At 67.2% G+C, this 23,145-nt stretch carries 27 protein-coding genes, 1 tRNA gene and 1 pseudogene; 18 read left to right on the top strand and 11 right to left on the bottom strand.

Translation table 11 applies throughout. From position 1 onward, the window contains the following. Positions 1 to 3 precede the first annotated feature (3 nt). Positions 4 to 987, top strand: coding sequence for a tripartite tricarboxylate transporter substrate-binding protein (locus tag EP26_RS13160; protein ID WP_043339073.1), 984 nt, complete (start codon positions 4 to 6; stop codon positions 985 to 987). Here the strand turns inward: EP26_RS13160 and EP26_RS13155 are convergent. Beyond that, a complete protein-coding gene (locus EP26_RS13155) occupies positions 984 to 1,262 on the bottom strand; it encodes a cupin domain-containing protein (protein ID WP_052389130.1) in 279 nt (92 codons plus the stop codon). The genes EP26_RS13160 and EP26_RS13155 overlap by 4 nt on opposite strands. A gap of 10 nt (positions 1,263 to 1,272) precedes the next feature. Beyond that, positions 1,273 to 2,241, bottom strand: a complete 969-nt coding sequence (locus EP26_RS13150) for a hydroxyacid dehydrogenase (protein ID WP_043339072.1) — start codon at positions 2,239 to 2,241, stop codon at positions 1,273 to 1,275. Between the two features lie 284 nt (positions 2,242 to 2,525). Here EP26_RS13150 and EP26_RS13145 point away from each other — a divergent pair, with 284 nt between their 5' ends. After that, complete coding sequence (locus EP26_RS13145; protein WP_043339070.1) at positions 2,526 to 4,115, top strand: 2-isopropylmalate synthase; 1,590 nt, start codon at positions 2,526 to 2,528, stop codon at positions 4,113 to 4,115. Between the two features lie 64 nt (positions 4,116 to 4,179). Here EP26_RS13145 and EP26_RS13140 read toward each other — a convergent pair whose 3' ends face one another. The 3 genes from EP26_RS13140 to EP26_RS13130 all read right to left on the bottom strand — a co-directional run bounded on the left by EP26_RS13140 (position 4,180) and on the right by EP26_RS13130 (position 5,652). Further along, on the bottom strand, positions 4,180 to 4,380 hold the full coding sequence (locus EP26_RS13140) for a NepR family anti-sigma factor (protein ID WP_157033526.1): 201 nt from the start codon (positions 4,378 to 4,380) through the stop codon (positions 4,180 to 4,182). A gap of 72 nt (positions 4,381 to 4,452) precedes the next feature. After that, on the bottom strand, positions 4,453 to 5,061 hold the full coding sequence (locus tag EP26_RS13135; RefSeq protein ID WP_052389129.1) for a sigma-70 family RNA polymerase sigma factor: 609 nt from the start codon (positions 5,059 to 5,061) through the stop codon (positions 4,453 to 4,455). 72 nt (positions 5,062 to 5,133) lie between these two features. Then, positions 5,134 to 5,652, bottom strand: coding sequence for a sigma-70 family RNA polymerase sigma factor (locus EP26_RS13130; protein WP_245624385.1), 519 nt, complete (start codon positions 5,650 to 5,652; stop codon positions 5,134 to 5,136). Positions 5,653 to 5,721: 69 nt separating this feature from the next. On the opposite strand from EP26_RS13130, the gene EP26_RS13125 reads away from it, so the two are divergent. The 4 genes from EP26_RS13125 (at position 5,722) to EP26_RS13110 (ending at position 9,219) form a co-directional block, all read left to right on the top strand. Next, positions 5,722 to 6,468, top strand: a complete 747-nt coding sequence (locus EP26_RS13125) for a PhyR family response regulator anti-anti-sigma factor (RefSeq protein ID WP_043339147.1) — start codon at positions 5,722 to 5,724, stop codon at positions 6,466 to 6,468. Between the two features lie 77 nt (positions 6,469 to 6,545). Next, on the top strand, positions 6,546 to 6,710 hold the full coding sequence (locus EP26_RS33115) for a DUF1328 domain-containing protein (protein WP_043339068.1): 165 nt from the start codon (positions 6,546 to 6,548) through the stop codon (positions 6,708 to 6,710). Continuing rightward, positions 6,707 to 7,378 (top strand): hypothetical protein, encoded by a 672-nt coding sequence (locus tag EP26_RS13115; protein WP_052389128.1) that lies wholly within the window; start codon positions 6,707 to 6,709, stop codon positions 7,376 to 7,378. The genes EP26_RS33115 and EP26_RS13115 overlap by 4 nt, the downstream gene beginning before the upstream one ends. A 2-nt stretch (positions 7,379 to 7,380) precedes the next feature. Beyond that, on the top strand, positions 7,381 to 9,219 hold the full coding sequence (locus EP26_RS13110) for an ABC transporter ATP-binding protein/permease (protein ID WP_043339067.1): 1,839 nt from the start codon (positions 7,381 to 7,383) through the stop codon (positions 9,217 to 9,219). Between the two features lie 120 nt (positions 9,220 to 9,339). On the opposite strand, the gene EP26_RS13105 is transcribed toward EP26_RS13110, so the two are convergent. Beyond that, a complete protein-coding gene (locus tag EP26_RS13105; protein ID WP_043339066.1) occupies positions 9,340 to 9,576 on the bottom strand; it encodes a hypothetical protein in 237 nt (78 codons plus the stop codon). 229 nt (positions 9,577 to 9,805) lie between these two features. Between EP26_RS13105 and EP26_RS13100 the strand changes: the two genes are divergently transcribed. From EP26_RS13100 to EP26_RS13065, 8 genes are all read left to right on the top strand, one after another. Continuing rightward, the gene (locus EP26_RS13100; RefSeq protein WP_043339065.1) at positions 9,806 to 10,849 is read left to right on the top strand and encodes a rod shape-determining protein; all 1,044 of its coding nucleotides are present in this window, start codon (positions 9,806 to 9,808) and stop codon (positions 10,847 to 10,849) included. A 56-nt stretch (positions 10,850 to 10,905) separates the two neighbouring features. Continuing rightward, positions 10,906 to 11,769, top strand: coding sequence for a rod shape-determining protein MreC (mreC, locus tag EP26_RS13095; protein ID WP_043339063.1), 864 nt, complete (start codon positions 10,906 to 10,908; stop codon positions 11,767 to 11,769). A gap of 6 nt (positions 11,770 to 11,775) precedes the next feature. Then, positions 11,776 to 12,309 (top strand): hypothetical protein, encoded by a 534-nt coding sequence (locus EP26_RS13090; protein ID WP_043339062.1) that lies wholly within the window; start codon positions 11,776 to 11,778, stop codon positions 12,307 to 12,309. A 91-nt stretch (positions 12,310 to 12,400) separates the two neighbouring features. Further along, positions 12,401 to 14,251, top strand: a complete 1,851-nt coding sequence (mrdA, locus tag EP26_RS13085; RefSeq protein WP_043339145.1) for a penicillin-binding protein 2 — start codon at positions 12,401 to 12,403, stop codon at positions 14,249 to 14,251. Then, positions 14,248 to 15,399: a rod shape-determining protein RodA gene (rodA, locus tag EP26_RS13080; RefSeq protein ID WP_043339061.1), complete on the top strand. Its 1,152-nt coding sequence runs from the start codon at positions 14,248 to 14,250 to the stop codon at positions 15,397 to 15,399. The genes mrdA and rodA overlap by 4 nt, the downstream gene beginning before the upstream one ends. Before the next feature lie 56 nt (positions 15,400 to 15,455). Further along, a tRNA-Lys gene (locus tag EP26_RS13075) sits at positions 15,456 to 15,531 on the top strand. Positions 15,532 to 16,157: 626 nt separating this feature from the next. Beyond that, the gene (locus tag EP26_RS13070; protein WP_157033523.1) at positions 16,158 to 16,424 is read left to right on the top strand and encodes a hypothetical protein; all 267 of its coding nucleotides are present in this window, start codon (positions 16,158 to 16,160) and stop codon (positions 16,422 to 16,424) included. Beyond that, positions 16,421 to 16,759, top strand: a complete 339-nt coding sequence (locus EP26_RS13065; protein ID WP_043339059.1) for a hypothetical protein — start codon at positions 16,421 to 16,423, stop codon at positions 16,757 to 16,759. The genes EP26_RS13070 and EP26_RS13065 overlap by 4 nt, the downstream gene beginning before the upstream one ends. Before the next feature lie 136 nt (positions 16,760 to 16,895). Here EP26_RS13065 and EP26_RS13060 read toward each other — a convergent pair whose 3' ends face one another. The 4 genes from EP26_RS13060 to EP26_RS13055 form a co-directional block, all read right to left on the bottom strand. Beyond that, on the bottom strand, positions 16,896 to 17,516 hold the full coding sequence (locus tag EP26_RS13060; RefSeq protein ID WP_169747392.1) for a peptidoglycan-binding domain-containing protein: 621 nt from the start codon (positions 17,514 to 17,516) through the stop codon (positions 16,896 to 16,898). A gap of 210 nt (positions 17,517 to 17,726) precedes the next feature. After that, positions 17,727 to 18,572 carry a PEP-CTERM sorting domain-containing protein gene (locus tag EP26_RS33110; RefSeq protein ID WP_084112514.1) on the bottom strand — a complete coding sequence of 282 codons (846 nt, stop codon included), beginning with the start codon at positions 18,570 to 18,572 and terminating at the stop codon, positions 17,727 to 17,729. 234 nt (positions 18,573 to 18,806) lie between these two features. Next, positions 18,807 to 18,947, bottom strand: a complete 141-nt coding sequence (locus tag EP26_RS34815; protein WP_157033522.1) for a hypothetical protein — start codon at positions 18,945 to 18,947, stop codon at positions 18,807 to 18,809. A 150-nt stretch (positions 18,948 to 19,097) separates the two neighbouring features. Further along, a complete protein-coding gene (locus EP26_RS13055; protein WP_043339057.1) occupies positions 19,098 to 19,406 on the bottom strand; it encodes a hypothetical protein in 309 nt (102 codons plus the stop codon). A gap of 158 nt (positions 19,407 to 19,564) precedes the next feature. Between EP26_RS13055 and EP26_RS38135 the strand changes: the two genes are divergently transcribed. From EP26_RS38135 to EP26_RS33090, 3 genes and pseudogenes are all read left to right on the top strand, one after another. Beyond that, on the top strand, positions 19,565 to 20,197 hold the full coding sequence (locus EP26_RS38135; protein WP_084112513.1) for an ISAzo13-like element transposase-related protein: 633 nt from the start codon (positions 19,565 to 19,567) through the stop codon (positions 20,195 to 20,197). A gap of 50 nt (positions 20,198 to 20,247) precedes the next feature. Beyond that, positions 20,248 to 20,571: pseudogene (locus EP26_RS38130) on the top strand (ISAzo13-like element transposase-related protein). A 3-nt stretch (positions 20,572 to 20,574) separates the two neighbouring features. After that, positions 20,575 to 21,822, top strand: coding sequence for a VanZ family protein (locus EP26_RS33090; protein ID WP_084112510.1), 1,248 nt, complete (start codon positions 20,575 to 20,577; stop codon positions 21,820 to 21,822). Positions 21,823 to 22,039: 217 nt separating this feature from the next. Here the strand turns inward: EP26_RS33090 and EP26_RS33085 are convergent, their stop codons facing one another. Next, positions 22,040 to 22,711, bottom strand: a complete 672-nt coding sequence (locus tag EP26_RS33085; RefSeq protein ID WP_245624391.1) for a trypsin-like serine peptidase — start codon at positions 22,709 to 22,711, stop codon at positions 22,040 to 22,042. A gap of 164 nt (positions 22,712 to 22,875) precedes the next feature. On the opposite strand from EP26_RS33085, the gene EP26_RS13040 reads away from it, so the two are divergent. Next, positions 22,876 to 23,145 (top strand): helix-turn-helix domain-containing protein (locus EP26_RS13040; protein WP_043339055.1); only part of this gene is annotated, 270 nt, incomplete at its 3' end.

Here is a 23,145-nt window from a genome sequence, read left to right as displayed (position 1 = left end):
ACCATGACGCTGCATCGCCGTACCGCCCTTGGCCTGGGGCTAGCCACCCTCGCTGCGCCCGCGCTCGCCCAGCCGGCGCGGGGCACCGCCCGGGTCGTCGTCGGCTTCCCGGCCGGCGGCAGCGCCGATACCAGCGCGCGGCTGATTGCCGAGCGGCTGCGCGGGACCTATGCGCAGAATGTCATCGTCGACAATCGCGTCGGCGCCGCGGGGCGGCTGGCGGTGGAGGCGGTGAAGGCGGCGGAGCCCGATGGCAACACCATCCTGCTGACGGCGGCGAGCATGTTGGTGATCTTCCCGCATCTCTACCGGCCTGCGACGCTGCGCTACGACCCCTTCGCCGATCTCATGCCGGTGACGCCGGCGGGGGAATTCACCTTCGGCATGGGGGTTGGGCCGATGGCGAACAGCCTCGGCACGCTGGCGGCCTTCAAGGAATGGGGGGCGGGCAAGACCGACATTCCCTACAGCAGCGCGGCGGCGGGGAGCATGCTGCACTTCCTCGGCGTGCAGGTGGCGAAGGCCACAGGGCTTTCCATGACGCATATCCCCTATCGGGGCAGCGCGCCGGCGATCCAGGACCTGATCGGCGGGCGGCTGGCGGCGAGCTATCATCCGATGGTCGATCTCGCGCCGCACGCGGCGACGCCGGGCGGGCCGGTGCGGCTGGCCGGCGTCTCATCCGAACAACGGCTGCCGCGCTTCCCGGATGTGCCGACCTTCGCCGAGCAGGGCTATCCACAGCTGACGGGGAGCGAGTGGTTCGGGCTGTTCCTGCCGGCGAGGACGCCGATGGCGGTGCAGGAGGCGCTGCACCGCGCCGCCGTCGAGGTGATCGCGATGCCGGATTACCGCGAGGCGATCGCCCGGTTGGAGATGCGGCCCTATCCGCTCTCCATCGCCGACTTCACCCGGCGCTTCCGGGCCGATTACGAGAAATGGGGGCCGATCATCGCCGAGAGCGGGTTCCGGCCCGAGGAGACCTAAGCCGGTTTGTGGCGGCGGCCGGCGATGTAGTCGGCGCCCTTCGGCCCGGCCAGCTCGGCATGGCGGTGGCCGGCCGGGACGCTGAAGACATCGCCGGGGCCATAGGTGGTGGCCTGGCCGTCGCGGGTCAGGGTGAAGGCGCCACCCGTCACCAGAAGCTTGGCGTCGAAGGCATGGGTGTGCTCCGGCACGGCCTGGTCGGGCGGGAGGCTGCGGGTGAGGGTTTCCGTGAAGCCCTCCGTGCGCAGGAGGTCGGCGAAGTCCCTGGCGTCCATGCGGCCTCTCCTACCGGGCGATCTCGCCATTTACCATGAAGGCAGGGTCGCGCTTGCCGTCCAGCACGTCGAGGATGTTGCGCGCTGCCTGGCGGGCCATGCGGGCGAGGCCTTCCTCCGTGCTCGCCGCATTATGCGGGCTGACGACGACATTGGGCAGATCATAGAGCGGGTTGGTGGCGTCGGATGGTTCCACCTCCAGCACGTCGAGGCCTGCACCGTGCAGGCGGCCGGATTGCAGCGCGGCGACCAGCGCGGCTTCCTCCACGATCGGGCCACGGGCGGTGTTGACCAGGATGGCGCCGGGCTTCAGCGCGGCGAAGGCGGCCGTGTCCATCAGATGATGGGTGGCAGGCGAAAGGGGGCAGTGGAGCGTGACCACATCGGCCTCGGCGAGGCCGGCTTGGAGGTCGCGGATGGGGGTGAAGCCGTCGGCGGCGATGCGGGCCGGGTGGAAGCCGGGGTCCATCACCATGACCTTCATCTGGAAGGCGCGGCAGTAGTTGGCGACGCGGCTGCCGATGCGGCCATAACCGATGACGAGGACGGAGCGGCCGGCGAGGTCCACCATGCCGGGACCGTCCTTGGCCCACCAGCCGCCTGACTTGACGATTTGGTCGTTGTCCAGCGCCCGGCGGGCGACGGCGAGCATCAGCATCATCGCATGCTCGGCGACGCTGAGGTCGTTGGCGCCGTTCACCACCATCACCGGGATGTCGCGCTCGGTGCAGGCGGGGATGTCGACCGTGTCGAAGCCGACGCCGTAGCGGGAGACGACCTTCAGCCGTGGTGCGGCGGCGAGTGCGGCGCGGTCCACACGCTCCAGCCAGCAGAGTACGGCATCGGCCGAGGAGAGGTGCTGGTGGAATTGCTCGACCGGCGGGTCCTGCAGGGTGACGATGTCCAGGTCGTCTCGTTCGGCGAGCACCGCCTGGCCGGCGGGGTGCAGGGCGCGGCAGAGCAGGATGCGGTGCGGCATTGGATCGGTCCTCCCGGGGATTGTGGTGGGATGGTGAAACTATTGGCGGCCCGCGCCAAGGCCCCTTGCCGCCGGGGCGGCGCACGGCTAGCCTGCCGCCTGCATGACCTTGCGCGCCCCCTTTTTCGGCCTGACGAGCGGTTCCGCTGCTGGCTGCGCGCGCCCGCTTATCGGCCTCCTTCTCCTTCGACTTACCCGCCCCTGGGCGTGACGCTCGGCTGACGGCCGGCATCGCTCAGGGGGGACTGAGCGAGAGGCTGCGCGAGTACGAAGGAAACAGACCCATGGCCATCTCCCATCCCAGCTTCGGCACGCTGGACGAAAACCGCATCATCTTCTTCGACACCACGCTGCGCGACGGCGAGCAGTCGCCCGGCTTCTCGATGAATCTCGAGGAGAAGCTGCGGATGGCGGAGGCGCTGGCCGAGCTCGGCGTCGATGTCATCGAGGCGGGCTTCGCCATCGCCTCGCCGGGCGATTTCGAGAGCGTGCAGTCGATTGCGCGGAAATTCGCCAAGGACGGGCCGGTGGTCGCCAGCCTCGGCCGTGCCAACCCGGCCGATATCCTGCGCAGCGCCGAGGCGCTGAAGCCGGCGGCGCGCAAGCGCATCCACATCGTGCTGGCGACGAGTGAGCTGCATATGCGCGTCAAGCTGCGCATGTCGCCGGAAGAGGTGCTGGAGCTGACCACCAGCAGCGTCAGCCTCGGCCGTCAGCACAGCGACGACGTCGAGTGGTCGGCGGAGGATGGCAGCCGCTCGGACCCCGACTTCCTCTGCCGCTGCGTCGAGGCGGCGATCAAGGCCGGGGCGACGACGATCAACATCCCCGACACCGTCGGCTATTCGATGCCGGAGGATATGGCGCGGATCTTCCGCGACCTGCGCAACCGGGTGCCGGGGATCGAGAAGGTGATCCTCTCGGCGCACAACCACAACGACCTCGGCATGGCGGTGGCCAATACCATTGCGGCCATTCAGGCCGGCGTGCGGCAGATCGAGAGCACGATCAACGGCATCGGCGAGCGGGCCGGCAATGCCTCGCTCGAGGAGGTGGCGATGGCGCTGCGGACGCGGCGCGACGCGCTGCCCTACACCAACAACATCGTCAGCCAGAAGCTGCTGCGCACCAGCAAGCTGCTGGCGACCATCACCGGCTTCGACGTGCAGCCAAACAAGGCGATCGTTGGCCGCAACGCCTTCGCGCATGAGAGCGGCATCCATCAGGATGGCGTGCTGAAGGATGCCTCGACCTACGAGATCATGACGCCGGAGAGCGTCGGCTGGACGAAGAACAGCCTGGTGCTCGGCAAGCATTCGGGCCGCGCCGCCTTCCGCGACAAGCTGGCCGCGCTCGGCTACACGGTCGGCGACAACCAGCTGAACGACGCCTTCCGCCGCTTCAAGGATCTCGCCGACCGCAAGAAGGTCGTTTACGACGAGGATGTCGTGGCCCTTGTCGATGATGAGGTGGTGCGTGCCAACGACCGGGTGAAGCTGCTGGCGCTGACGGTGGCGACCGGCCTCGGCACCAAGCCGATGGCGACGCTGGCCCTCGAGGTGGATGGCGAGCATCGCGACGGCATGGCGAGCGGCGACGGGGCGGTGGATGCGACCTTCAATGCCATCCGCAATGCCTTCCCGCATGACGTGGCGCTGAAGCTCTATGCGGTGCAGAGCGTGACCGGCGGGACGGATGCACAGGCGCGCGTCACCGTGCGGATGGAGGAGGAGGGCAAGATGGTCGATGGCCAGGGCGCCGATACCGACACCATCGTCGCCTCGGCGCGGGCCTATGTGCACGCGCTGAACAAGCTGCTGGTGAAGCGCGAGCGGACGGCGCCGGCCGACATCGCCCCGGCGCTCTCGGCCTGAGCGCGTGAAAAAGGCCCCGGCCATCCGGCCGGGGCCCTCACGGGGCGCCTCGAAGTGGGGCGCGCTACTTCTTCTCGGAGGAGGACTGGTCCTCCTCGATCAGGCGCAGCAACTCATCCGGGATCGGCTCGCGCGCCACGGTGTCGTAGAGCTGGTGCAGCCCGCGCCGCAGCCAGACATCGAAGGCCTGGTCCACCTCCTTGCCCTCCTGCTCGATACCGGGCTTCGCCGGGGTGTTCGCACGTTTCTTTTCGGTCTTGCCCATCATCCCGGCCGCCAAGGACGGGCTGGCGGCGTGCCGTTCCAGCAGCGCCACCCCACTCCGTGTCATATTACACTATACCACAGAGCGGATTTCGCCAACGACCGTTTCGGTCCGGTCGCGCTGCGCGCCGGGGCGCAGCTCACCAGCCGGCTGGTCCTCGCCCATCAGCCAGGCCTGGAGCTGGCGGCGGGCGCGGAAGACGCGGCTCTTGGCGGTGCCGACGGCACAGCCGGTGGCCTGGGCGACTTCCTCATAGGAGAGGCCCTGGAGCACCACCATGAACAGCGCCTCGCGCTGGTCGGAGGGCAGGCGGCCGAGGGCGCGGCTCAGCTCCTTGAGGACGAGGCGGTCCTCATGCGCGCCGCTGACGGCGAAGGCGGACATCGGCAGATCCTCAATGTCGGTCGTCTCGCGCTGCTTGCGGAGCGTGGAGATGAAGCGGTTGCGCAGGATGCGGTGCATCCAGGCGGCGAAATTGGTGCCGGGGGTGAAGCTGTCCTTGGCCGCCAGGGCATTGGCGACGGCGTCCTGCACCAGATCCTCCGCGGCGGCCCGGTTGCGCGTCAGCGCCAGGGCCTGGACCCGCAGCTTCGGCAGCAGGGCAACCAGCTGGCCATGGAACTCGGCAGCGGTGCTGACGGCGTGAGCGGGCTTCGCGGTGGTTTCGGTGTGTCCGTCCATAGTCGTCCGGTCCCTCTTGCTTCGTCTGATGAGGAGTGACCGGCAGGAGCGGATGGATGCATCACGCGCGCGTCAGAGCGTCACAGGATCGGGAGGTTGCTTTTCGAGCGCGGCGGCGAGCAACCGGCGGGCGCGGGAGACGCGGGCCTTCATGGTGCCGAGCGGCACGGCGCAGATCTCGGCGGCTTCCTGGTGCGACAGGCCTTGGGCCCCTACCAGGATCACCGCCTCGCGCAGCAGCGGCGGCAGCTCGCGCAGCGCTCGCGTCAGGTCGCGCATGCGACTGGGGACTTCCTGCTCGGCGGGGGCGCCTTGGTCTTCATCCGGCATGGTTTCGGCGAGGCGGCGTTCGCGGCGGCGCGATCGGAGTTGCTCGTGGAAGGTGTTGCGGATGACGGCGAGGCACCAGGCACGGAGGTCCACACCCTCCGACTTGCCATCGAGCGAGCGTAGGGTGCGCAGCACCGCTTCCTGCACGAGATCGTCTGCCTCGGTGCGGGAGCCCGAGAGGTACCGGGCGAAAGCCCGGAGTTCGGGCAACAATTGCGCGAGCGCCGTGCGCAACCCGCGATCCATGGCTTGTTCGGTCACGACATGCTCAATATCACCGCCGTAGGGGTGCGATAAGGATATCCATCGCCTGTGCAGGATGAGAAAGGCATGAGCGCCATCGACCGGGCGGGGATGATCAGGGCGCTGCCCTATGCGCGCCGCTATGCCCGCGCGCTGACCGGAACCCAGGCCCAGGGCGACGCCATGGTGGCGGATGCGCTGCGGCAGGTGATGGCGCAGCAATTCCCCGAGGATACGACGCCGCGTGCGATATTGTACGGCGCGGTCGGCGATGCGGTGCGCGCCGCGAGTACCGGGCCGCACACCGATCCGGCGGGGCTGACCTTGCAGCAACGCATGCTGCTGCTGCTGACCGCGTTGGAGGAGCAGCCGCTGACCGCGGCGGCGGCCGCCTGCCGAATCTCCGCGGCCGAGGCGGAGGCGGAGCTGCGCATCGCCCGCGACGGGTTGCGCACCGGCGTCACCGCCCGCGTGCTCATCATCGAGGATGAGCCGATCATCGCCCTGGACATCCAGGAGTTGGTGGAGCGCTGCGGCCACAGCGTCGTCGGCATTGCCGCGACGGAGACCGAGGCGGTGGAGATCGCCCGGGCGGAGCGGCCGGGGCTGGTGCTGGCCGACATCAACCTTGGGGCCGGCGGCGACGGGGCAAGCGCGGTCGCGCGCATCCTGCGCGACCTGACGGCGCCGGTGATCTTCGTCACCGCCTACCCCGAGCGGTTGCTGACCGGCGAGGCGGTGGAGCCGGCTTTCGTCATCACCAAACCCTTCGATCCGACGACGCTGGCCGTCGCCACCTATCAGGCCGTGACGCGGGGCGTGCGGCCGGTTTGATGTGACACGGGCTCGTTAAGCATAGGCAACCGAATAGGGATGCCGACGTTTCTGCGGCATACCCTGCGGAGGATGCCATGCTCTACTGGACGCTGATCTTTCTCGTCGTCGCCCTGGTCGCCGGGCTGTTCGGTTTCGGTGGCATCGCCTCGGCCTCCGCCGGCATCGCCAAGATCCTCTTCACCATCTTCATCGTGCTGTTCCTCGTCTCCCTGATCTTTGGAGTCGTCCGCGGCGCATGAGGCACGGGCGGCGCGGCCTGCTCGCGGTCCTGGCCGTCGCCGCCTCTGCCGGCGGCGGCGCGCGGGCGCAGACCGCGGCGGGGCGGCGGAGCGAGCCGGACCTCTGGTTCGACCCGACGCAGCTTCCCTCCTTCACCGGCACCGTCGAGCGGTACCTGCCCAATCCGCGCGGCGAGGTGGATGGGCTGATCTTCAAGGAAGGCCCGCAGGTGGTCTTCCCGCCCGATGTGGCGGATGCGGTGCGGCGCGATGCGCCCACCGGCAAATCCGTCATTATCTGGGGCATCCGGGCGCGGCGGGCGCCGGTCATCACCATGCTCGCCTTCGCGCCGAGCTCGGATGCGACGCCCGTGGTGGTGGACCGCTTCTACTGGCGGCTCGGCGGACGGGTGCCGCAGGAGGGCAGTGCGGCGCTCCGGCTCTCCGGCACGGTCAAGCAGCCCTACTACACGCCGCAAGGTGAGGTGGCGGGCGCCATCCTCGAGGATGGCGGCGTCGTGCTGGTGCCGGCGGCGGCGATCGAAGCTTCGCAGGAATTGTTGAGGCCGGGACAGGCGCTGGCGGCTGCCGGGCCCGGACGGGAAGGGCCGGATGGCCGCGCGCTGCTCGCCGAGCAGCTCGGCTCGGCGCTTGATGCGTTGCGGCCCCTGGCCGGGCCGTCGCGCTGACCATGGCTGGGGGCGACAGCGTGGGGGATGATGCGGCGCCCGGCTTCATGGCCGGCTTCTGGCGGCTCGTCGGCCAGTATTTCCGGGGCGAGGAGCGGCGGCGAGCCTGGTGGCTGACCGCCGGCGTGCTGGGGCTGACGCTGCTGCAGATCGGCGTGCAGGTGCGGTTCAACATCTGGAACCGTGACTTCTTCAACGCCCTCGAATCGCGCGACCGCGACGCCTTCTTCGGCCAGCTCTGGCTGTTCATGGCGCTCACCATCGGCAGCATGGTGACGGCGGTCTTCCAGCTCTACATGCGGCAGATGCTGCAGCTCCATTGGCGGGAATGGCTGGTGAAGCGCCTGCAGCACCGCTGGCTCGAGGGCGGGCGGCACTACCGCATCAACTTCCTGCCCGATGCGGCGGACAATCCGGACCAACGGATCAGCGAGAATACGCGCTGGGCGACGGCGATCGCGGTGGACATGGCCGTCGGGCTGGTCAGCTCGGTGCTGATGCTGGTCTCCTTCGTCGGCATATTGTGGACCTTGTCGGGGCCGCTGCATGTCGCGCTCGGCGGCAGCGAGTTCGAGATCCCGGGCTACATGGTCTTCGCGGCGCTGCTCTATGCGGGTGTCGGCTCGGCCCTGACATGGTTCATCGGGCGGCCCATGGTCGCGGCCAATATCCGGCGTAACGAGGCGGAAAGCGACCATCGCTTCGCCCTGGTGCGGCTGCGCGAGAGCAGCGAGGGCATCGCGCTGATCGGCGGCGAGGCGGATGAGGAGCGGGGGCTGATGCGCGCCTTCGGCCAGGTGGCGCAGTCCATGCTCGACCTGATGCGGAGCGAGCGGCGGCTGATGTGGCTGACCTCGGCCTATGGGATGCTGCTGACGGTCTTCCCCGTGCTGGTCGCCAGCCCGCGGTATTTCGCCGGCGCCATCACGCTCGGTGTGCTGATGCAGATCTCCTCCGCCTTCGGGCAGGTGACGACCAGCCTCAACTGGTTCGTCGACAACTTCCCCCGCCTCGCCGACTGGCGCAGCCATGTGGCGCGGGTGGTGGAGCTGGAGGAGACGCTGGACGGGGCCGATGTCAGCGAGTCGGACACCGTCATCGAGATCGAGGAGGGGCCGGGGGAGGATGGGCGCGAGGTGTTGGCCTTCCGCGACCTGCAGATCGCCCAGTCCGACGGGGCGCTGGTGATCGAGGAGGCGAATGCCGAGATCGCGCCGGGCGAGAAGGTGCTGATCCTCGGCGAGAGCGGTAGCGGGAAGTCGACCCTGTTCCGGGCGATCGCCGGGCTATGGCCCTGGGGATCGGGGACGATCCGGATTCCCCGCCGGGCGACGATGATGTTCATGCCGCAGCGGCCCTATCTGCCGCTCGGCACGCTGCATGCGGCCTTGGCCTATCCGGCTTCGGCTGAGGAATTCCCGGCCGAGGCGGTGCAGGCGGCGCTGGAACGGTGCGGGCTGGAGGGGCTGGTGCCGCGGCTGGAGGAGGAGGAGCGGTGGGACCGCATCCTCTCGCTGGGCGAGCAGCAGCGCCTGGCCTTCGCCCGGCTGCTGCTGCACCGGCCGGGCTGGGTCTTCATGGATGAGGCGACGGCGGCGCTCGACGAGGCGAACCAGGACAGCATGATGCGGCTGTTCGGGGAGGAGCTGGCGGGGTGCGCGCTGGTCTCGATCGGGCATCGGCCAGGGCTCGACGCCTATCACGACCGGACGCTGAAGCTGGTCCCCGGGGCCGAGGGAGCCCGGCTGGGCCGACGCCGGCCGCAGCGGCAGAGGCGGCAGCGCAACCCGATTCGCCGGCTGTTCCGCCGCAAGGCCGCCCAGAGGGGAGAAGCGGATTGAGGCTTGGGCCCGAGGCCCGCCCAAAATGCTGACGCCCGAGAGCGAGGCCCCCGGGCGCCTTGAGCCTTGATCGAGGCCGCGGTTGGCGCCCCGGGCGGATTCACCCGGGGCGGTGGCGGATCAGCGCCAGGCCGGCCGGCCGAGATTCACGTTGCGCCCGCTGGTGAGCGCGCCGCCCGCCGCGCCGACGCCGCCGCCGACCAGGGCGCCGGTGCCGACGCTGCCGCCCGTCAGAGCCGCGACGCCCGCGCCCGCGCCCGCGCCCAGCAGGCCGCCGGAAACCGCCCGGTCGCCCGTGCGGTAGCCGCAGGCGCCAAGGGCGAGGGTGGCCAGAAGAGCGATCGTTGCTTTGCGCATGGTTTGGGTCTCCCGTGCTTCCGGCGCCACAACGCCTGACGTTCCGCTTGGGTTGCGGTCTGGGCGCATCCCAGGGTTGGGAGGTCACGAGGAGAGGAGGCTTGAGCGGCGGGCTTCAGGAGGTTAAGGGCACGGCCTCCGCTACACCTCGCGGACCGGTGATTTCGGCTGTGGGCCAGGTGCTCGGTTCGCGGCAGGCCGCTGGCGCGATCAGGAAGGTTGGCTCCCCATGTTCTCTCGCCTGTTCGGCTTCCTCTCCGCCGACATGGCCATCGACCTCGGGACCGCGAATACGCTGGTCTATGTAAAGGGTCGGGGCATCGTGCTGAACGAGCCGAGCGTCGTCGCCATCGCCGACATCCGCGGCCGCAAGCAGGTGCTGGCCGTGGGCGAGGAGGCGAAGATGATGCTGGGCCGCACCCCCGGCAACATCGCCGCCATCCGGCCGCTGCGCGACGGCGTCATCGCCGATTTCGAGGTAGCGGAGGAGATGATCAAGCATTTCATCCGCAAGGTGCACAATCGCCGCAGCTTCGCCTCGCCGCTGATCATCGTCTGCGTGCCTTCGGGCAGCACGGCGGTGGAGCGGCGGGCGATTCAGGAGAGCGCCGAGAGTGCCGGGGCGCGGAAGGTGCTGCTGATCGAGGAGCCGATGGCGGCGGCGATCGGGGCCGGGCTGCCGGTGACAGAGCCCTCCGGCTCCATGGTCGTCGATATCGGTGGCGGCACGACGGAGGTCGCCGTCATCTCGCTCGGCGGCATCGTCTATGCGCGGAGCGTGCGCGTCGGCGGCGACAAGATGGACGAGGCGATCATTTCCTACATCCGCCGGCAGTTCAACCTGCTGATCGGCGAGAGCAGCTCCGAGCGGATCAAGATGGAGATCGGCGCCGCGGCCATGCCGGACCATGGCGAGGACGGGCCGGTCACCGAGGTGAAGGGGCGCGACCTGATGAACGGCGTGCCGCGCGAGGTCTATGTCTCGCAGCGGCAGATCGCAGAGAGCTTGGCGGAGCCGGTGACGGCCATCGTCGAGGCGGTGAAGGTGGCGCTGGAGAACACGCCGCCGGAGCTGGCCGCCGACATCGTCGACAAGGGCATCGTGCTGACCGGAGGCGGGGCCTTGCTGCACCGGCTGGACGAGGTGCTGCGGGCCTCCACCGGCTTGCCTGTCGTGGTGGCGGAGGAACCGCTCTCCTGCGTCGCCCTCGGCACCGGGCGGGCGTTGGAGGAGACGAAGAGACTCCGCCAGGTGTTGAGTTCGATGTATTGAGGGCCAACTAGTTTTCGCGAGTAGGCAGGTTCAACCCCAGGGATCGAGGAGGCGGCGTGATCCGGCTCAGCATTCCGCTTCGGCAGGCCCTGTCCCGCTTGTCCCTGCCCGTGCTGATCGCGCTCGCCTTCGGCACCATGCTGCTGGGCAAGGCGGATGCGCTGCTGGCGGAGCGGGCGCGGATGGCGCTGACCGATGCCTTCGCCCCGATCTGGGCGGCTTTGCAGCAGCCGGTGGCCACGGTGCGGGAGGCGGTGCAGGAAGGGGAATCCCTGCTCAAGCTGCGGGCGGAGAATGCCCGGCTGCGCGAGGAGAATGAGCGGCTGCGGCGTTGGCAGGCCGCGGCGCTGGCGCTCGAGGCCGAGAATGCGGTGTTTCAACGGCAGCTGCATTTCGTGCCCGAGGCGGCGCCGGCCTTCCAGACCGTGCGGGTCGTAGCCGATGGCGGCGGGATCTATGCCCGCGCCGTGCTACTTGGCATCGGGCCCAATCATGGCGTGCGGAAGGGGCAGATCGCCCTCGACGAGCGCGGGCTGGTCGGGCGGGTGACCGAGGTGGGGCTGCGCTCCGCGCGCGTCCTGCTGGCGACCGACATGAACAGCCGCATCCCGGTGGTGCTGGAGGGCAGCCGGGCGCGGGCGATGATGGTCGGCACCAATGGCGCCCGGCCGCGGTTGCAGCATTGGCCGGAAGGCTCGGCGCCGGAGGAGGGCGAGCGGGTCGTCACCAGCGCGGAGGCGGGGGCTTTCCCGGCCGGGCTGCCGGTCGGCATCGTCCGCCGCAGCGAGGGCGGGGCGCCGGAGGTAGAGCTCTTCGCCCGGCTGGACCGCTTGGATGTGGTGCGGCTCTTCGATTACGGGCTGGGCGGCATCCTGCCGCCAGAAGCGGTGGCGCGGCCCGAGCCGCGGCCCAGGCGGTAGCGCGCCATGAGAGGGCGCCCCGCCCCCGCCATGGGGTTGCTGCGCCAGATCGACGCGGTGGCCCGGGCTGCCTTTCCCACTGGTCTGACCGCCCTGCTGATGGTGCTGGCGGCGGTGCCGGTGGGGCTGCCGGGCCTGGTGCCGGCGGTGGCGCTGCCTTGCATCGTCTTCTGGTCGGTGTTTCGCCCGGCCGCCCTGCCGCCGCTGGCGGTGTTCGGGCTGGGGCTGTTCGGCGACCTGCTCAGCTTCGCCCCGGTCGGCTCCGGCGTGCTGACCCTGCTGGTGGTGACGGGTCTGGTGACGCGGTGGCGGCGCTTCCTGGTAAGGCAGTCCTTCCTCGCCGTTTGGCTGGCTTATTGTGGGGTGGCGCTGGGGGCGGCGGCGCTGGAATGGCTGTTGCAGGTGGTGCTGGGCTGGCGCGTGGTGCCGGTGGCGCCAGGGCTCTACCAGGCGATGATGAGCGCAGGGCTCTATCCGGGCGTCGCCTGGGTGATGAGCCGCATCCATGAGGCGATGAGTCGCGCGGAGAGCGCGCCGTGAATCTGTATGCGGAGAGCGCGCCGTGAGGCTCTGGCGCAGGGCGGAGCGGGGGCTCGGCAGCGGCAAGCCGGGCGGCTCCGGCTTCAAGGGCGTGCGGCGCGAGGAAGAGCGCCGGCGGGGCGTCTTCACCCGCCGGGCGCTGCTGCTCGGGGCGGGGCAGCTGGGACTGTTCGGCTTCCTCGGCAGCCGGCTCTACCGGCTGCAGTCGGAAGAGGGCGAGCGCTATGCCACCCTCGCCGAGGAGAACCGCGTCTCCGCCCGGCTGATCCCGCCGCCGCGCGGGCGCATCCTCGACCGCAACGGGCAGGTGGTGGCCGGCAATCAGCTCAATTGGCGGGCCCTGCTGGTGGCCGAGCAGACCCAGGATGTGGGGGCGACGCTCGACACCTTCTCCCGCATCGTGCCGCTGACCGAGCAGGAGCGAGCGCGGATCGAGCGCGAGCTGCGGCGGCGGCGGCGCTTCGTGCCGGTGGCTGTGCGGGAATTCCTCAGCTGGGAGGATATGGCGCGGATCGAGGTGAATGCGCCGGACCTGCCGGGCATCCTGATCGATGTCGGCACCACGCGGCTCTACCCGGAGGGGGAGCATCTCTCGCATCTCGTCGGCTATGTGGCGCCGCCGGCCGAGCGGGACATGGATGGCGACCCGCTGCTGGAGCTGCCCGGCATCCGTGTCGGGCGGGCGGGGATCGAGCGCCATCACGACCTGCTGCTGCGCGGGCGGGCGGGGGCGGTGCAGCTGGAGGTCAACGCCGTCGGGCGGGTGATCCGCGAGCTGGACCGGCGGGAGGGCGTGCCGGGGCAGGATGTGCAGCTCTCGGTCGATGCCGGGTTGCAGAAGGCGCTGCGCGGCCGGATCGAGGAAGGCACCAGCGTCGTCGTCATGGATGCGCGGAACGGCGAGGTGCTGGCCATGGCCTCGCAGCCCTCCTTCGACCCGAATGTGTTCAATGCCGGCGTCTCCGCCGCGCAATGGCGGCAATGGACGTCGAACCGGGCGACGCCGCTGATCAACAAGGCGACCAACGGGCTCTACGCGCCGGGCTCCACCTTCAAGATGATCGTGGGGCTGGCCGGGCTGGAGGCGCGGGTGGTGGCGCCGGGCGACCGGGTCTTCTGTCCCGGGCATATGGACCTCGGAGATACGCGCTTCCATTGCTGGCAGCGGCATGGGCATGGCTCGCTCGACCTGCGGGGCGCTATCAAGCTGTCCTGCGATGTTTATTTTTACGAGGTCGCCAGGCGCCTCGGCATCGACCGGATCGCCGCCATGGCCAACCGGTTCGGGCTCGGGACGGAGCTGGATATCGAGCTGCCGGGGACGAAGAAGGGGCTGGTGCCGACGCGGGCCTGGCGCCAGGCGCAGGGCAAGCCGTGGAACCTTGGCGATACCGTCGTGCATGGCATCGGACAGGGTTTCTACCAGCTGACGCCCCTGCAACTCGCCACGATGACGGCGCGGCTGGCGACGGGGCGGGCGGTGCAGCCGCATCTGACGCGGATGGTCGGCGGCAAGCCGGGCCGCGGCGCCAAGGCGGAGGACTGGCCGAGTCTTGGCATCCCGGAGCGGGACCTGAAGCTCATGCGCGAGGGGATGTGGGCGGTGGTGAACGAGCCGGGGGGCACGGCGCTCGGCGCCCGGCTGCCGGCGGCGCTCGGGGTGATGGCGGGGAAGACCGGCTCCGTCCAGGTGCGGCGCGTCAGCCGGGAGCAGCGGGAGCGCGGCTTCAAGGCGGAGAACCAGCCGCGGGAATGGCGGCCGCATGCGCTCTTCGTCGCATTCGCTCCTTATGACAACCCGCTCTACGCCGTCAGCGTGGTGGTGGAGCACGGCATGAGCGGCGCCGGGGCCGCGGCGCCGCTGGCCCGCGACGCCATGGTGGAGGTGTTCAACCGGCTGCGGCCGGCCGCCGGCCAGCGCGTGGCCGAGGCGGGGCGATGAGCGTCACCTATGAGCGGCGGCTGCTGACGCGGGACCGCGGCTTCGGCCTGTTGCAGAAGCTTTGGCTGATCCCCTGGAGCTTCGTGCTGCTGCTCTGCGCCATCGCGGCTGTCGGCTATGTGGCGCTCTATTCGGCGGGCGGCGGGTCGGCGGAGCCCTATGCGGCGAAGCATGCACTGCGCTTCGGCTTCGGCCTGGTGCTGATGCTCTCGATCGCCATGATCGACATCCGCTTCATCGCCCGGCTGGCCTGGGTGGGCTATGCGACGGGCATCGCGCTGCTGGTGCTGGTGCTGCTGCACGGCAATGTGGGGAAGGGGGCGCAGCGCTGGATCGATATCGGGCCCCTGCAGCTCCAGCCCTCGGAGCTGATGAAGATCATGCTGGTGCTCGGCCTCGCCGCCTGGTTCCAGCGGGCCAGTTGGGAGCGGATGGGCAACCTGCTCTTCCTCATCCCGCCGGCGCTGGCGGTGCTGCTGCCGGTCGGGCTGATCCTGAAGCAGCCGAACCTGGGGACGGCGCTCATCACCGGAATGGTGGGGGCGGCGGTGTTCTTCGCGGCCGGGACGCGGTGGTGGAAATTCGCGCTGGCCGCCGGCGGCGTCGCAGTGGCGGCACCCATCGCCTATGAGCACCTGCACGACTACCAGCGGGCACGCATCACCACCTTCCTCGACCCGGAGAGCGACCCGCTGGGCGCGGGGTACAACATCATCCAGTCGAAGATCGCGCTCGGCTCGGGCGGGTTGTGGGGCAAGGGCTTCCTGCAGGGGACGCAGGGGCACCTCAATTTCCTCCCCGAGAAGCAGACCGACTTCATCTTCACCATGATCGCCGAGGAATTCGGCCTGGTCGGGGCGCTGACGGTGCTCGGCCTGCTCTCGCTGGTGCTGGTTTTCTGCTTCGGCGTGGCGCTGCGCTGCCGGCACCAATTCGGGCGGCTGATCGCGGTGGGACTCGGGACCAATTTCTTCCTCTATGTCTTCGTCAACGTGGCGATGGTGACGGGCTCGATCCCAGTGGGCGGGGTGCCGCTGCCGCTCATCTCCCATGGTGGCTCGGCCATGCTGACGACGATGCTGGGCTTCGGGCTGCTGCTCTCGGTCTATGTCCATCGGGATGCGGAATTCGGTCCGGCACGCGATTGAGTGCCGATAGGGGCTGGACAAAGCCGCGGCGGGCGTTAGAAAGCGCCTCCCGATGGGGGCGCCTAGCTCAGTTGGTAGAGCAGCTGACTCTTAATCAGCGGGTCATAGGTTCGAATCCTATGGCGCCCACCATTCTGTTCAGAGGCTTAGCTGGCAGTCTGGTCCACTTGTTGACGGCGCTGGTTTTCTGCGGACCTAGTGCGGACCCGCTAGACGGCAGTTAGCTCTCGCTCATCAGATAACGAATTTGCGGTATCAGGTAGCTCCTGCCACTACGCCGGACACGCGGACGCCCGCTGGTGGGGCAAAGTCGCATTGTGTGGGGCGGCGATGCGGGCTTGGGCGATGCTAGCGAAGGGCTGAGGCGCGGCGGCCGTTCTGACGACGCTGGATTGGCTAGGTTTGCTCATGCCCTCTGATAGCCTTGGCCATGACGGCTTTGTCCACCTCCGCTGCTACCTTCCGTCTGCCGGGACCATGTGGTTTGCCGGCTCCTGCCTGGGCTGCCCCCGTAGTGTGACAATCGGGGTCGAGGCAGCCATCGAGCTCATGGGCTCGGCCGAGGCGACGGTTGGCGCGCTGGCCGCCCGACTTAGGTGCCGGCCATGCGGGCGGCGGATTTCGCTGCAAGTCATGTCCAGTAGTCGATCACCGGAAGCCAGGGGGCATGACGGGCGGCTGCCGGAGACGCAGGGGATGCGGGTTTGGGAGTAGCTGGCGATTTGGAGGAGGCGGCGCCGATGGCGGAAGCTGGTCGGATGAGTGATCCATTGATCTCGCCCGAGCTTCCCCAACTCGTCGAGACCGCCGCTGATGGCCCGCGCGGTGGCCCATCCTATACCTACCGTGGCGCCGTCATCGACTGCCTGAAGGGCGGCTACGTTTGCCGCCTGCGCATGGATGGCCACCCGCTGGACGGCCACAGCTTCGGCGCGGCTGGGACCATCACGCCGCTGGTGGATCTATGGGTCGATGAGAAGCGGCTGCCGGGGTACATGCGCCTGGTGCCGAAGGCTGGGCGGTGAGCTCCTTTGAGCTCCTGATCCGCATTGCTGACCGGCTGGCTGTGATCAAAACCGGCAGCCGCATTGCGGACGAGGCCATCCATCAGGCGACAGGCCGCACTGGCCCGGTGCCGTTCTACACGACCGATGCAGAGGCGGCGCGGACCCTGCTGCCGCTAGGCTTCGAGTGGATCACCGCCACCTATGCGGCTGGCCGGGTCTATGCGCCATGCCGCCGTGCCGGCCGCGACGCTGACACGCTGCCCTTCCCCCATCATGGGCAATGGGGGCGGACCCTGCCGCTATCCATGTGCGGGGCGGCGATGCGTGCTTGGGCGATGCTGGCGAAGGGCTGACTGCAAAGGTAAGGCCTCCCCGGATGGAGCCTCGAGGTGTCGTATCGCTTGCAGAAGGAGACGGTCCTTTACACGGCTCCCGTTGGGCCGGTTTGCGAGCGTTCCGCACTAGCAGTGGCGCTGGTTCTCCGCGTCATCACTGCTGCGGTCGTTGGAGAAGAAGGGCAAAGAGCGTCCGCTGGTCGAGGAGCCCGTTTGCCTCAATGCGGTTCTCGGTCTGGAACTTCTCGACCGCGGCTCGTGTCTTGGCGCCGTATGCTCCGTCCACGGTGCCGACATCGTAGCCGCGGCGTGACAGGGCCTGTTGTGCCCTCCTCACCACCTCCTCATACAGGTTGACAGTGCGGGTCCCACTCTGGAGGGCCACGGTGGTTGACGGCGCCCGCAAGCGGTCCGGCGCCAGCGAGCCCAGCACGCGGCTGACGGCGAGCGCGAATGGATGCTCCGGCTCACGCCTACAGTAGTTCGCGGCAAAATCCAGCAGCAGCGCGCCCGTCTGCCAAGGCGTCAGGTCGAAGGTCTCGGGGGTCAGCTGGTTTGCGGCTGTGACGTAGCCATCGATCCAGCCCAGGAAAAGCTGCACCTCTGGGGAGCGCTTGTCGTGGGCCTCCACGAAGGCGGAACACTTGGCCCCTCCGCCGCCCTCAAGGGCGAACTGCCCTTGCGCGTCCGCTGCGCGTGCTGGGCTCCCTAGTGCGCCGATCAAACAAAGTGCAGCGCCAAGCCGGACCAAACTACCGTTTGCAGGTTCGCTCACGACCGATCTCCTTTGCCGCCGAACGGCTGCCACCATCATGACGGGCACGCCTCCAGCGATAACACCTGCACCGGGCGAAGGAAAAAGTGGCGTAGCTGCCGGAAGCGCTTGCGTGCGCCGCTGGCGAGAAGCCTGGCGGCTCCAGTCCGGTATCGTGGTTGCCCCGCCGGCTGGAGCCGCCCTGTCGTGTTTCCCAACTACATTGCGGTTTTAGGCCGCGGCTGTGGCTCGCCCGCGTGTCCGGTTGCGGCGGACAGCGACGATGCCGAGTAGGCCCGCACCGAATAGAGCGAGGGACGCGGGCTCGGGCACATCGATCGCGTTCACAGTGGCTGAAATTGGGGTCCCACTGAAATACGTGGTGTAGCTGTACGCGTTATCCTGAAGCTGCACATACGCGTAGCCGTAATCCGAGGGTTGCAGCGTGTAGGAGAGGGACTGGTTGGGGTTGGAACTTGAAAGAAAATCATTGGTGTAAGAAGTTATGTATTGGTAAGCATGTTGGTAAATATACGAAGAATAGCCACCGGATCCACTATTGTAGTCATAGGTGTAGTTGTATGTATTATTATAACCTTGTGTGTAAAAATGATCGTACCCATAATTAACTTGCCCACTAGTATTTATACCGTCTAAAAAATATGTGTATCCACTAGAGTATCTATAGTCCTGGGTGAAAATGCTGTTGTTTTGAGCGTAATTATAGTTGTATAAATATATGCCATCCGTGTTAAAACTTACTGTCACCCCATTAACGGTTGCTTGAGTCTGAGATGCTGCATAATATGCATACTGAATATCGTGATACGGCTGGTAGTTATAGCTACTAGTCACGGTGTCCGTGTTGAAGGTCTGCGACAAGGTGTAGGCCTGGCCGTAGAGAGACACCGGGTTATTCTGTGTGCCAAGTCCGAAGGCACCATAGTCGTAACCGTCGGAGATCGTTCCTGTAGTGGTGAAGGTGAGGATGGCGGCTTGGGCCGGGGCGCCGAGCAGGCCGATGGAAAGGGCCAGCGCACTCGCGCCCTGTACTGCAAACTTGTAGGTTCCAGACATTATGTCGCTCCCATCACGGTTGCCGTTTTGACAACGCGTAGGCGCATATCTTGCAAATGTGATGCCAGGCAGAAAAGTGTCCGTACTTCAGCAGTTTACGAGCTGTCGAATGTTCCGCAATAAAATTGCGTAAAAAAATGTGACAGCCCAAGGCTCTGCGCTGCGAGGCGTTAGGCGGGCAATGGCGGCTTGGCAGGTTGGGGGATGCCGGGCCGCAAGGGATGGTCGGGCTACTCAGCTATAGTCAGCACGAGGAATGGCAAGCAGCGCAGCCATCAGCTCCCGTAGCTGCTCGCGGTCGAAGTACCGGACGGCATATCGCGCCAGGACCTGGAGCCGGTCGATGGTGGCGCTCGGGTTGGGAAGCTTGTCCATTTCCATGACTGCTGCCGCGTATTCGGCCTCTTCCAGACAGAACGCCCGCCCTCGATGGTGAGGAGCGGGCGCCTGCGGTGTTGCCTGATGTCGTAAAGTGAGGCGGTCCGAGCCTCGCTCTATTCAACCTCTGAGGCGCATTCTGGTTTCTCAGATTGTATACGTTTTCTGCCGCTCCCCCTCAGCGTTCACCACCAACCCTAACTTGGTCGCAGCCGCCTCCAGCAGCGCCACGTCACCAGCCCGCCACTGCTTACTCGTCATCAGCTTTGTTGCCTCGGCCGCCGGCATGCCGATCACGGTGCCGATCACGGCAGTGGTGGTAATGCCGCGACTATGCAGCGCTTGGCCGACCAGCACCCGTACCAAAGTTGCCTGCAAGCGATCGGCGTCACAGAGCTGGCGTTCCTCGTCCGTCGGCTCCGCTCTGGTAAGCTTGTCGGAGGTTGGTGAATCCATACGCCGATAACTGTCACCACAGTCCATTCTGTCACTCTGGCCACGGGTCAGCTGTGAAGTTGACTAAGGGCACGGCACGCAATAATTTATCCAGTGGTTTGCCGGGGGCATGCGCTAAACTCGCCATTACGTCTCAAGACCTTGGCGCGGAGGTGATCATGGCTGCCTCTGTTCTGCATCAGTGCGGCTGCGCTGCCTGTCGCTCACGCCAGCCCCATCCCGATCAGTTGCTGCATCGGCAGATCAACCTGCTGATCAGCCGCCTTGATGAGCAGCAGCGTCGCTGGTTTGCCACCGTTGAGGCCACCCGCCAAGGGCACGGCGGCGTGCAGCGGCTTGCCGAGATCACGGGGCTGGACCGTCAAACCATTGCGCGTGGCCAGCGCGAACTGTCCTCCGACCTGGCGGACCGCACAACGGAGCGCATTCGACGCCGAGGTGCTGGGCGTCCGGCACGCGAAAGGCAGGATGCTGGGCTCACCACGGCACTGGCAGATCTGCTTGAGCTCGAGACAGCCGGTGATCCCATGGGCAAGCGCGCCAAAGGCAAGCGCCGCTCGCTGCGGCAACTCAGCGAAGCGCTGAGCGCCTCTGGCCACTCAGCAAGCCGACCAACAGTGGCCCGGCTGCTGCGTGAGCTCGGCTACTCGCCGAAGGCCAATAGCAGACGCGGTGAGACGCGCAGCGTGCCGGAACGCAATGCGCAGTTTGAGCACATCGCTGAAGAGCGCCGCCGGTTCGAGGCTGCTGGCGTACCAGTCATCAGCGTTGATTCGAAAAAAGAGAGCTGACCAGTAACTTCAAGAACCCAGGGCGCCGCTGGTGCTGACAGGCCGATCCGGTGTTGGTGCACGACTGGCCGCAGGATGCGGTCGGGCAGGCCATCCCCTACGGCATCTATGAGACAACAAGGAACCATGGCTACGTCGTGATCGGTGACTGCTTCGACACACCACGCTTCGCGGTCGAGGCGATCAGCGACTGGTAGTGGCAGGATAGCCAGCGAGCCTTTCCCAAGGCAGACCGCCTGCTGGTGCTGGCCGACGCTGGTGGCTCGAACAGCTGTCGCTCCCGGGTCTGGAAGGCGCAGATCCAGGAGCAGCTGTGTGATGCCTTCGGGCTTGCGGTAACCATTTGTCATGACCCGCGGGAGCATTCGCCGTAGAAGATGGGGTGCCGCAGGAGGGGCAGGGTTATCGATCGTTTACTAAATGCCGAAAACGACGCTGGACGACGCAGCGCTCCTGCTCTTCTTTTAACGGCGTTGATAGTCAGCTTCATTGTCTACGGCTCACTTTACCCGTTCCGGTTTCACTCTTGGCCAGACGGGCTTTCGCTCGCAGACGCTGTGCGCACTGCCTACACGCAACCGATCGGCGGCCGCGGTGACCTTGTTGCGAACCTTGCTCTCTACGTTCCTCTCGGTGTGGCGCTGACTATGGCCTTTGCCTCCCGGATACGCCCGATGCCCACGCTGTTCTGCGGCTTGCTCGGCTGCGCTTTACTCTCCTCTCTTATGGAATTCTTGCAGCTCCACATTCCCAGCCGGTTTGCGAGTGGTTGGGACCTGTTACTGAACACCGCTGGAGGGGGCCTCGGGGCCGTTGGTGCTTCGGTACTTGTGCATGGCAGGATCCCGGTCGGTGCCGGGTGGCGTCTTCGCCCGGCCGATGCTTTCGCCCTGCTCCTGTTGGCTTGTTGGCTCGGTTACCGCCTCTGCCCTTTTGTTCCTACTCTAGATCTTGGTGAGTGGCGGGCAAGCGTGCGGCCGCTGCTCCAGTCGGGCATGATTGAACTCTGGCGCGCCTTGCGTCTGGCCATCCTGTGGCTACTAGCAGCGCGGCTATTCGAGACTACATGGCCTGGACGTTTCGTGCTGCCGCTCCTCGGAGCCGTCATGCTTGGAACACTGCTTGCCGCGGTTCCAATTCAAGGACGCGTGCTAACGCCAGCAGAGGTGCTTGCTGTCGGCCTTGCCATGCCGACTTGGCTGCTGCTACGCCGCTTTCGCCTGGCCGACAGCGCTTTGCTTCTCCTGTTGCTTGCCACCGTCGTGACCGAGGGCGCGGCACCCTTCCGCTTCGCCGAAGTTGTTCAGCCGTTTGGCTGGATCCCCTTCCGCTCAATCATACGCGGTTCGTGGGAGGCAGGGTTACAAGCGATGCTGCTGAAGTTCTATCTCTATGGCAGCGTTCTTTGGCTGGCCGTCCGACTGTCGGGTCGCTTCGTCCTCATGGCGGCCTTGGTTGTTGGTCTAGCTCTCGGCATCAGCTTGATGCAAACGCGGCTTCTTGCCAGGTCTGCCGAGATTACTGACGGCCTGCTCGCACTCAGCGCTGCACTGATTCTCTGCGCCATGCGGCCAAACTCACCGACGTCAGCCCCATCTTCATGCCCCGGCCTTCGCTCGACCTGACGATGTAGACGACAGCCTTTTCACCCCTATGCCGGCCAGTACGTACACCGCTTAAAACCGGCCGCCGGCTTGGGTGGAGCGCAGCCCCTCCGAGTTCGCTCGCAGCAGCTGACGCATCGCCAAGCGGTAGGTGGTGAGGGCTTGCATTGCAGGGTCATGGGCGCCAAGGATCGCGACGGGAGCGGCGGTTCCAGTGCGAGAATGGTGGCCGCAGGCCTCATGAACCCGGCGTGACAGATGGCGTTGACCGCTGCATCGCCTGGGCGATCGCTGCGGTTGGCACAGCCCAGCCACCTGCGGCACCATTCAAGGCCAAAGAGGCAACGCCGACCACCAGCCATTTCCCATCTGGTGTTTTGGTCAGTAGCGGGCCACCGCTCCCACCGCTGGTCGCCGTGCAGGAATGCCGCATCATAATCCGGCCGCTGGTGTCAACGCCGTAGGCGACGATTGTGCAGGACGTGTCTGCGACCATCTGCTGTCCGCGGTCTGCTTGGTAGCCGCCTAAAGCGATCAGCGTACCCGGCCGTAGATAGCCATACGCCAGAGACAACGCTCGCCCGGCATCGCCGATCTCGCTCTCCAGCACCAGCAACGCCCAATCCGCGTTCGGTGCCGCCGCCGGATCAGGGCGCATGTCGTGCGAAACCGAAAAACCCGGCGTTGTGACAACGGCTACAACACGCGCATGTCTCGAATGGCTACCCTTGGTCGGGGCCAGGAAGAACTGTATCCGTCGCGCATCAAGGCGCTGCAAAGTTGCGGGGTTATAAAGGCAATGTGCTGCCGTAAGCACCGTCCGCGGCCCCACTAGTGTACCGGTGCACTGGCCGCCGACTTCCGAGACGACCAAGCCGAGCGAGCGCCAAGGCGCCGCCGTCACGTCCACTGGCAAGCGCTTATCATTCTGTCCTAATCCCGGTGGCGCCGTACAGCTGGTCAGCATCGCTACCGCCGCGATGACGACAGCATGCCAACGCTGCTTTGGGGTGCGGCACGGTTCGATGAGACAGCCGACTGCGGTAGAGGTCACCGCAACCGGAGGTCAGACCGATGGACCAGAACCACAACGACGAGCCCGCGGGGGCGCCGGCGTGCGCACAGAACGCTGACGCCGGCGCCTCCACGAGCGGTGCCGGGCCAGAGCGTCGCAACTCTGCCCGGCGCAAGCTGGCCGCCGTCACCCGGCTGCTGCGCGGTGAGCCGCTGGAGACCGTGGCCCGCGAGTTCAACGTCACCGTCGCCCGCCTGAGCGAGTGGCGCGACCGTGCCCTGGTTGGGGCGGAGGCGGCGATGAAGGAGCGCGAGCGCGACAGCCGCGAT

Origin of the sequence: Belnapia moabensis DSM 16746, from assembly GCF_000745835.1 — a bacterium.
GTDB classification, from domain to species: domain Bacteria; phylum Pseudomonadota; class Alphaproteobacteria; order Acetobacterales; family Acetobacteraceae; genus Belnapia; species Belnapia moabensis.
The sequence above is the reverse complement of the archived record's forward strand: the minus strand, read 5'-3'. Positions and strand labels throughout refer to the sequence as shown.

Excerpts from the sequence above, each read along its gene's own strand:
- EP26_RS13070 (WP_157033523.1), top strand. The coding sequence starts at position 16,158 with ATGAGTGATCCATTGATCTCGCCCGAGCTTCCCCAACTCGTCGAGACC.
- EP26_RS13110 (WP_043339067.1), top strand. The coding sequence starts at position 7,381 with ATGGCTGGGGGCGACAGCGTGGGGGATGATGCGGCGCCCGGCTTCATG.
- rodA (WP_043339061.1), top strand. The coding sequence starts at position 14,248 with ATGAGCGTCACCTATGAGCGGCGGCTGCTGACGCGGGACCGCGGCTTC.
- EP26_RS33110 (WP_084112514.1), bottom strand. The coding sequence starts at position 18,572 with ATGTCTGGAACCTACAAGTTTGCAGTACAGGGCGCGAGTGCGCTGGCC.
- EP26_RS13115 (WP_052389128.1), top strand. The coding sequence starts at position 6,707 with ATGAGGCACGGGCGGCGCGGCCTGCTCGCGGTCCTGGCCGTCGCCGCC.
- EP26_RS13150 (WP_043339072.1), bottom strand. The coding sequence starts at position 2,241 with ATGCCGCACCGCATCCTGCTCTGCCGCGCCCTGCACCCCGCCGGCCAG.
- EP26_RS13135 (WP_052389129.1), bottom strand. The coding sequence starts at position 5,061 with ATGGACGGACACACCGAAACCACCGCGAAGCCCGCTCACGCCGTCAGC.
- EP26_RS13055 (WP_043339057.1), bottom strand. The coding sequence starts at position 19,406 with ATGGATTCACCAACCTCCGACAAGCTTACCAGAGCGGAGCCGACGGAC.
- EP26_RS13105 (WP_043339066.1), bottom strand. The coding sequence starts at position 9,576 with ATGCGCAAAGCAACGATCGCTCTTCTGGCCACCCTCGCCCTTGGCGCC.
- EP26_RS33090 (WP_084112510.1), top strand. The coding sequence starts at position 20,575 with ATGGGGTGCCGCAGGAGGGGCAGGGTTATCGATCGTTTACTAAATGCC.
- EP26_RS13145 (WP_043339070.1), top strand. The coding sequence starts at position 2,526 with ATGGCCATCTCCCATCCCAGCTTCGGCACGCTGGACGAAAACCGCATC.
- EP26_RS34815 (WP_157033522.1), bottom strand. The coding sequence starts at position 18,947 with ATGGACAAGCTTCCCAACCCGAGCGCCACCATCGACCGGCTCCAGGTC.
- EP26_RS13140 (WP_157033526.1), bottom strand. The coding sequence starts at position 4,380 with ATGGGCAAGACCGAAAAGAAACGTGCGAACACCCCGGCGAAGCCCGGT.
- EP26_RS13125 (WP_043339147.1), top strand. The coding sequence starts at position 5,722 with ATGAGCGCCATCGACCGGGCGGGGATGATCAGGGCGCTGCCCTATGCG.
- EP26_RS13160 (WP_043339073.1), top strand. The coding sequence starts at position 4 with ATGACGCTGCATCGCCGTACCGCCCTTGGCCTGGGGCTAGCCACCCTC.
- EP26_RS33115 (WP_043339068.1), top strand. The coding sequence starts at position 6,546 with ATGCTCTACTGGACGCTGATCTTTCTCGTCGTCGCCCTGGTCGCCGGG.
- EP26_RS13090 (WP_043339062.1), top strand. The coding sequence starts at position 11,776 with ATGAGAGGGCGCCCCGCCCCCGCCATGGGGTTGCTGCGCCAGATCGAC.
- EP26_RS13100 (WP_043339065.1), top strand. The coding sequence starts at position 9,806 with ATGTTCTCTCGCCTGTTCGGCTTCCTCTCCGCCGACATGGCCATCGAC.
- EP26_RS13155 (WP_052389130.1), bottom strand. The coding sequence starts at position 1,262 with ATGGACGCCAGGGACTTCGCCGACCTCCTGCGCACGGAGGGCTTCACG.
- EP26_RS38135 (WP_084112513.1), top strand. The coding sequence starts at position 19,565 with ATGGCTGCCTCTGTTCTGCATCAGTGCGGCTGCGCTGCCTGTCGCTCA.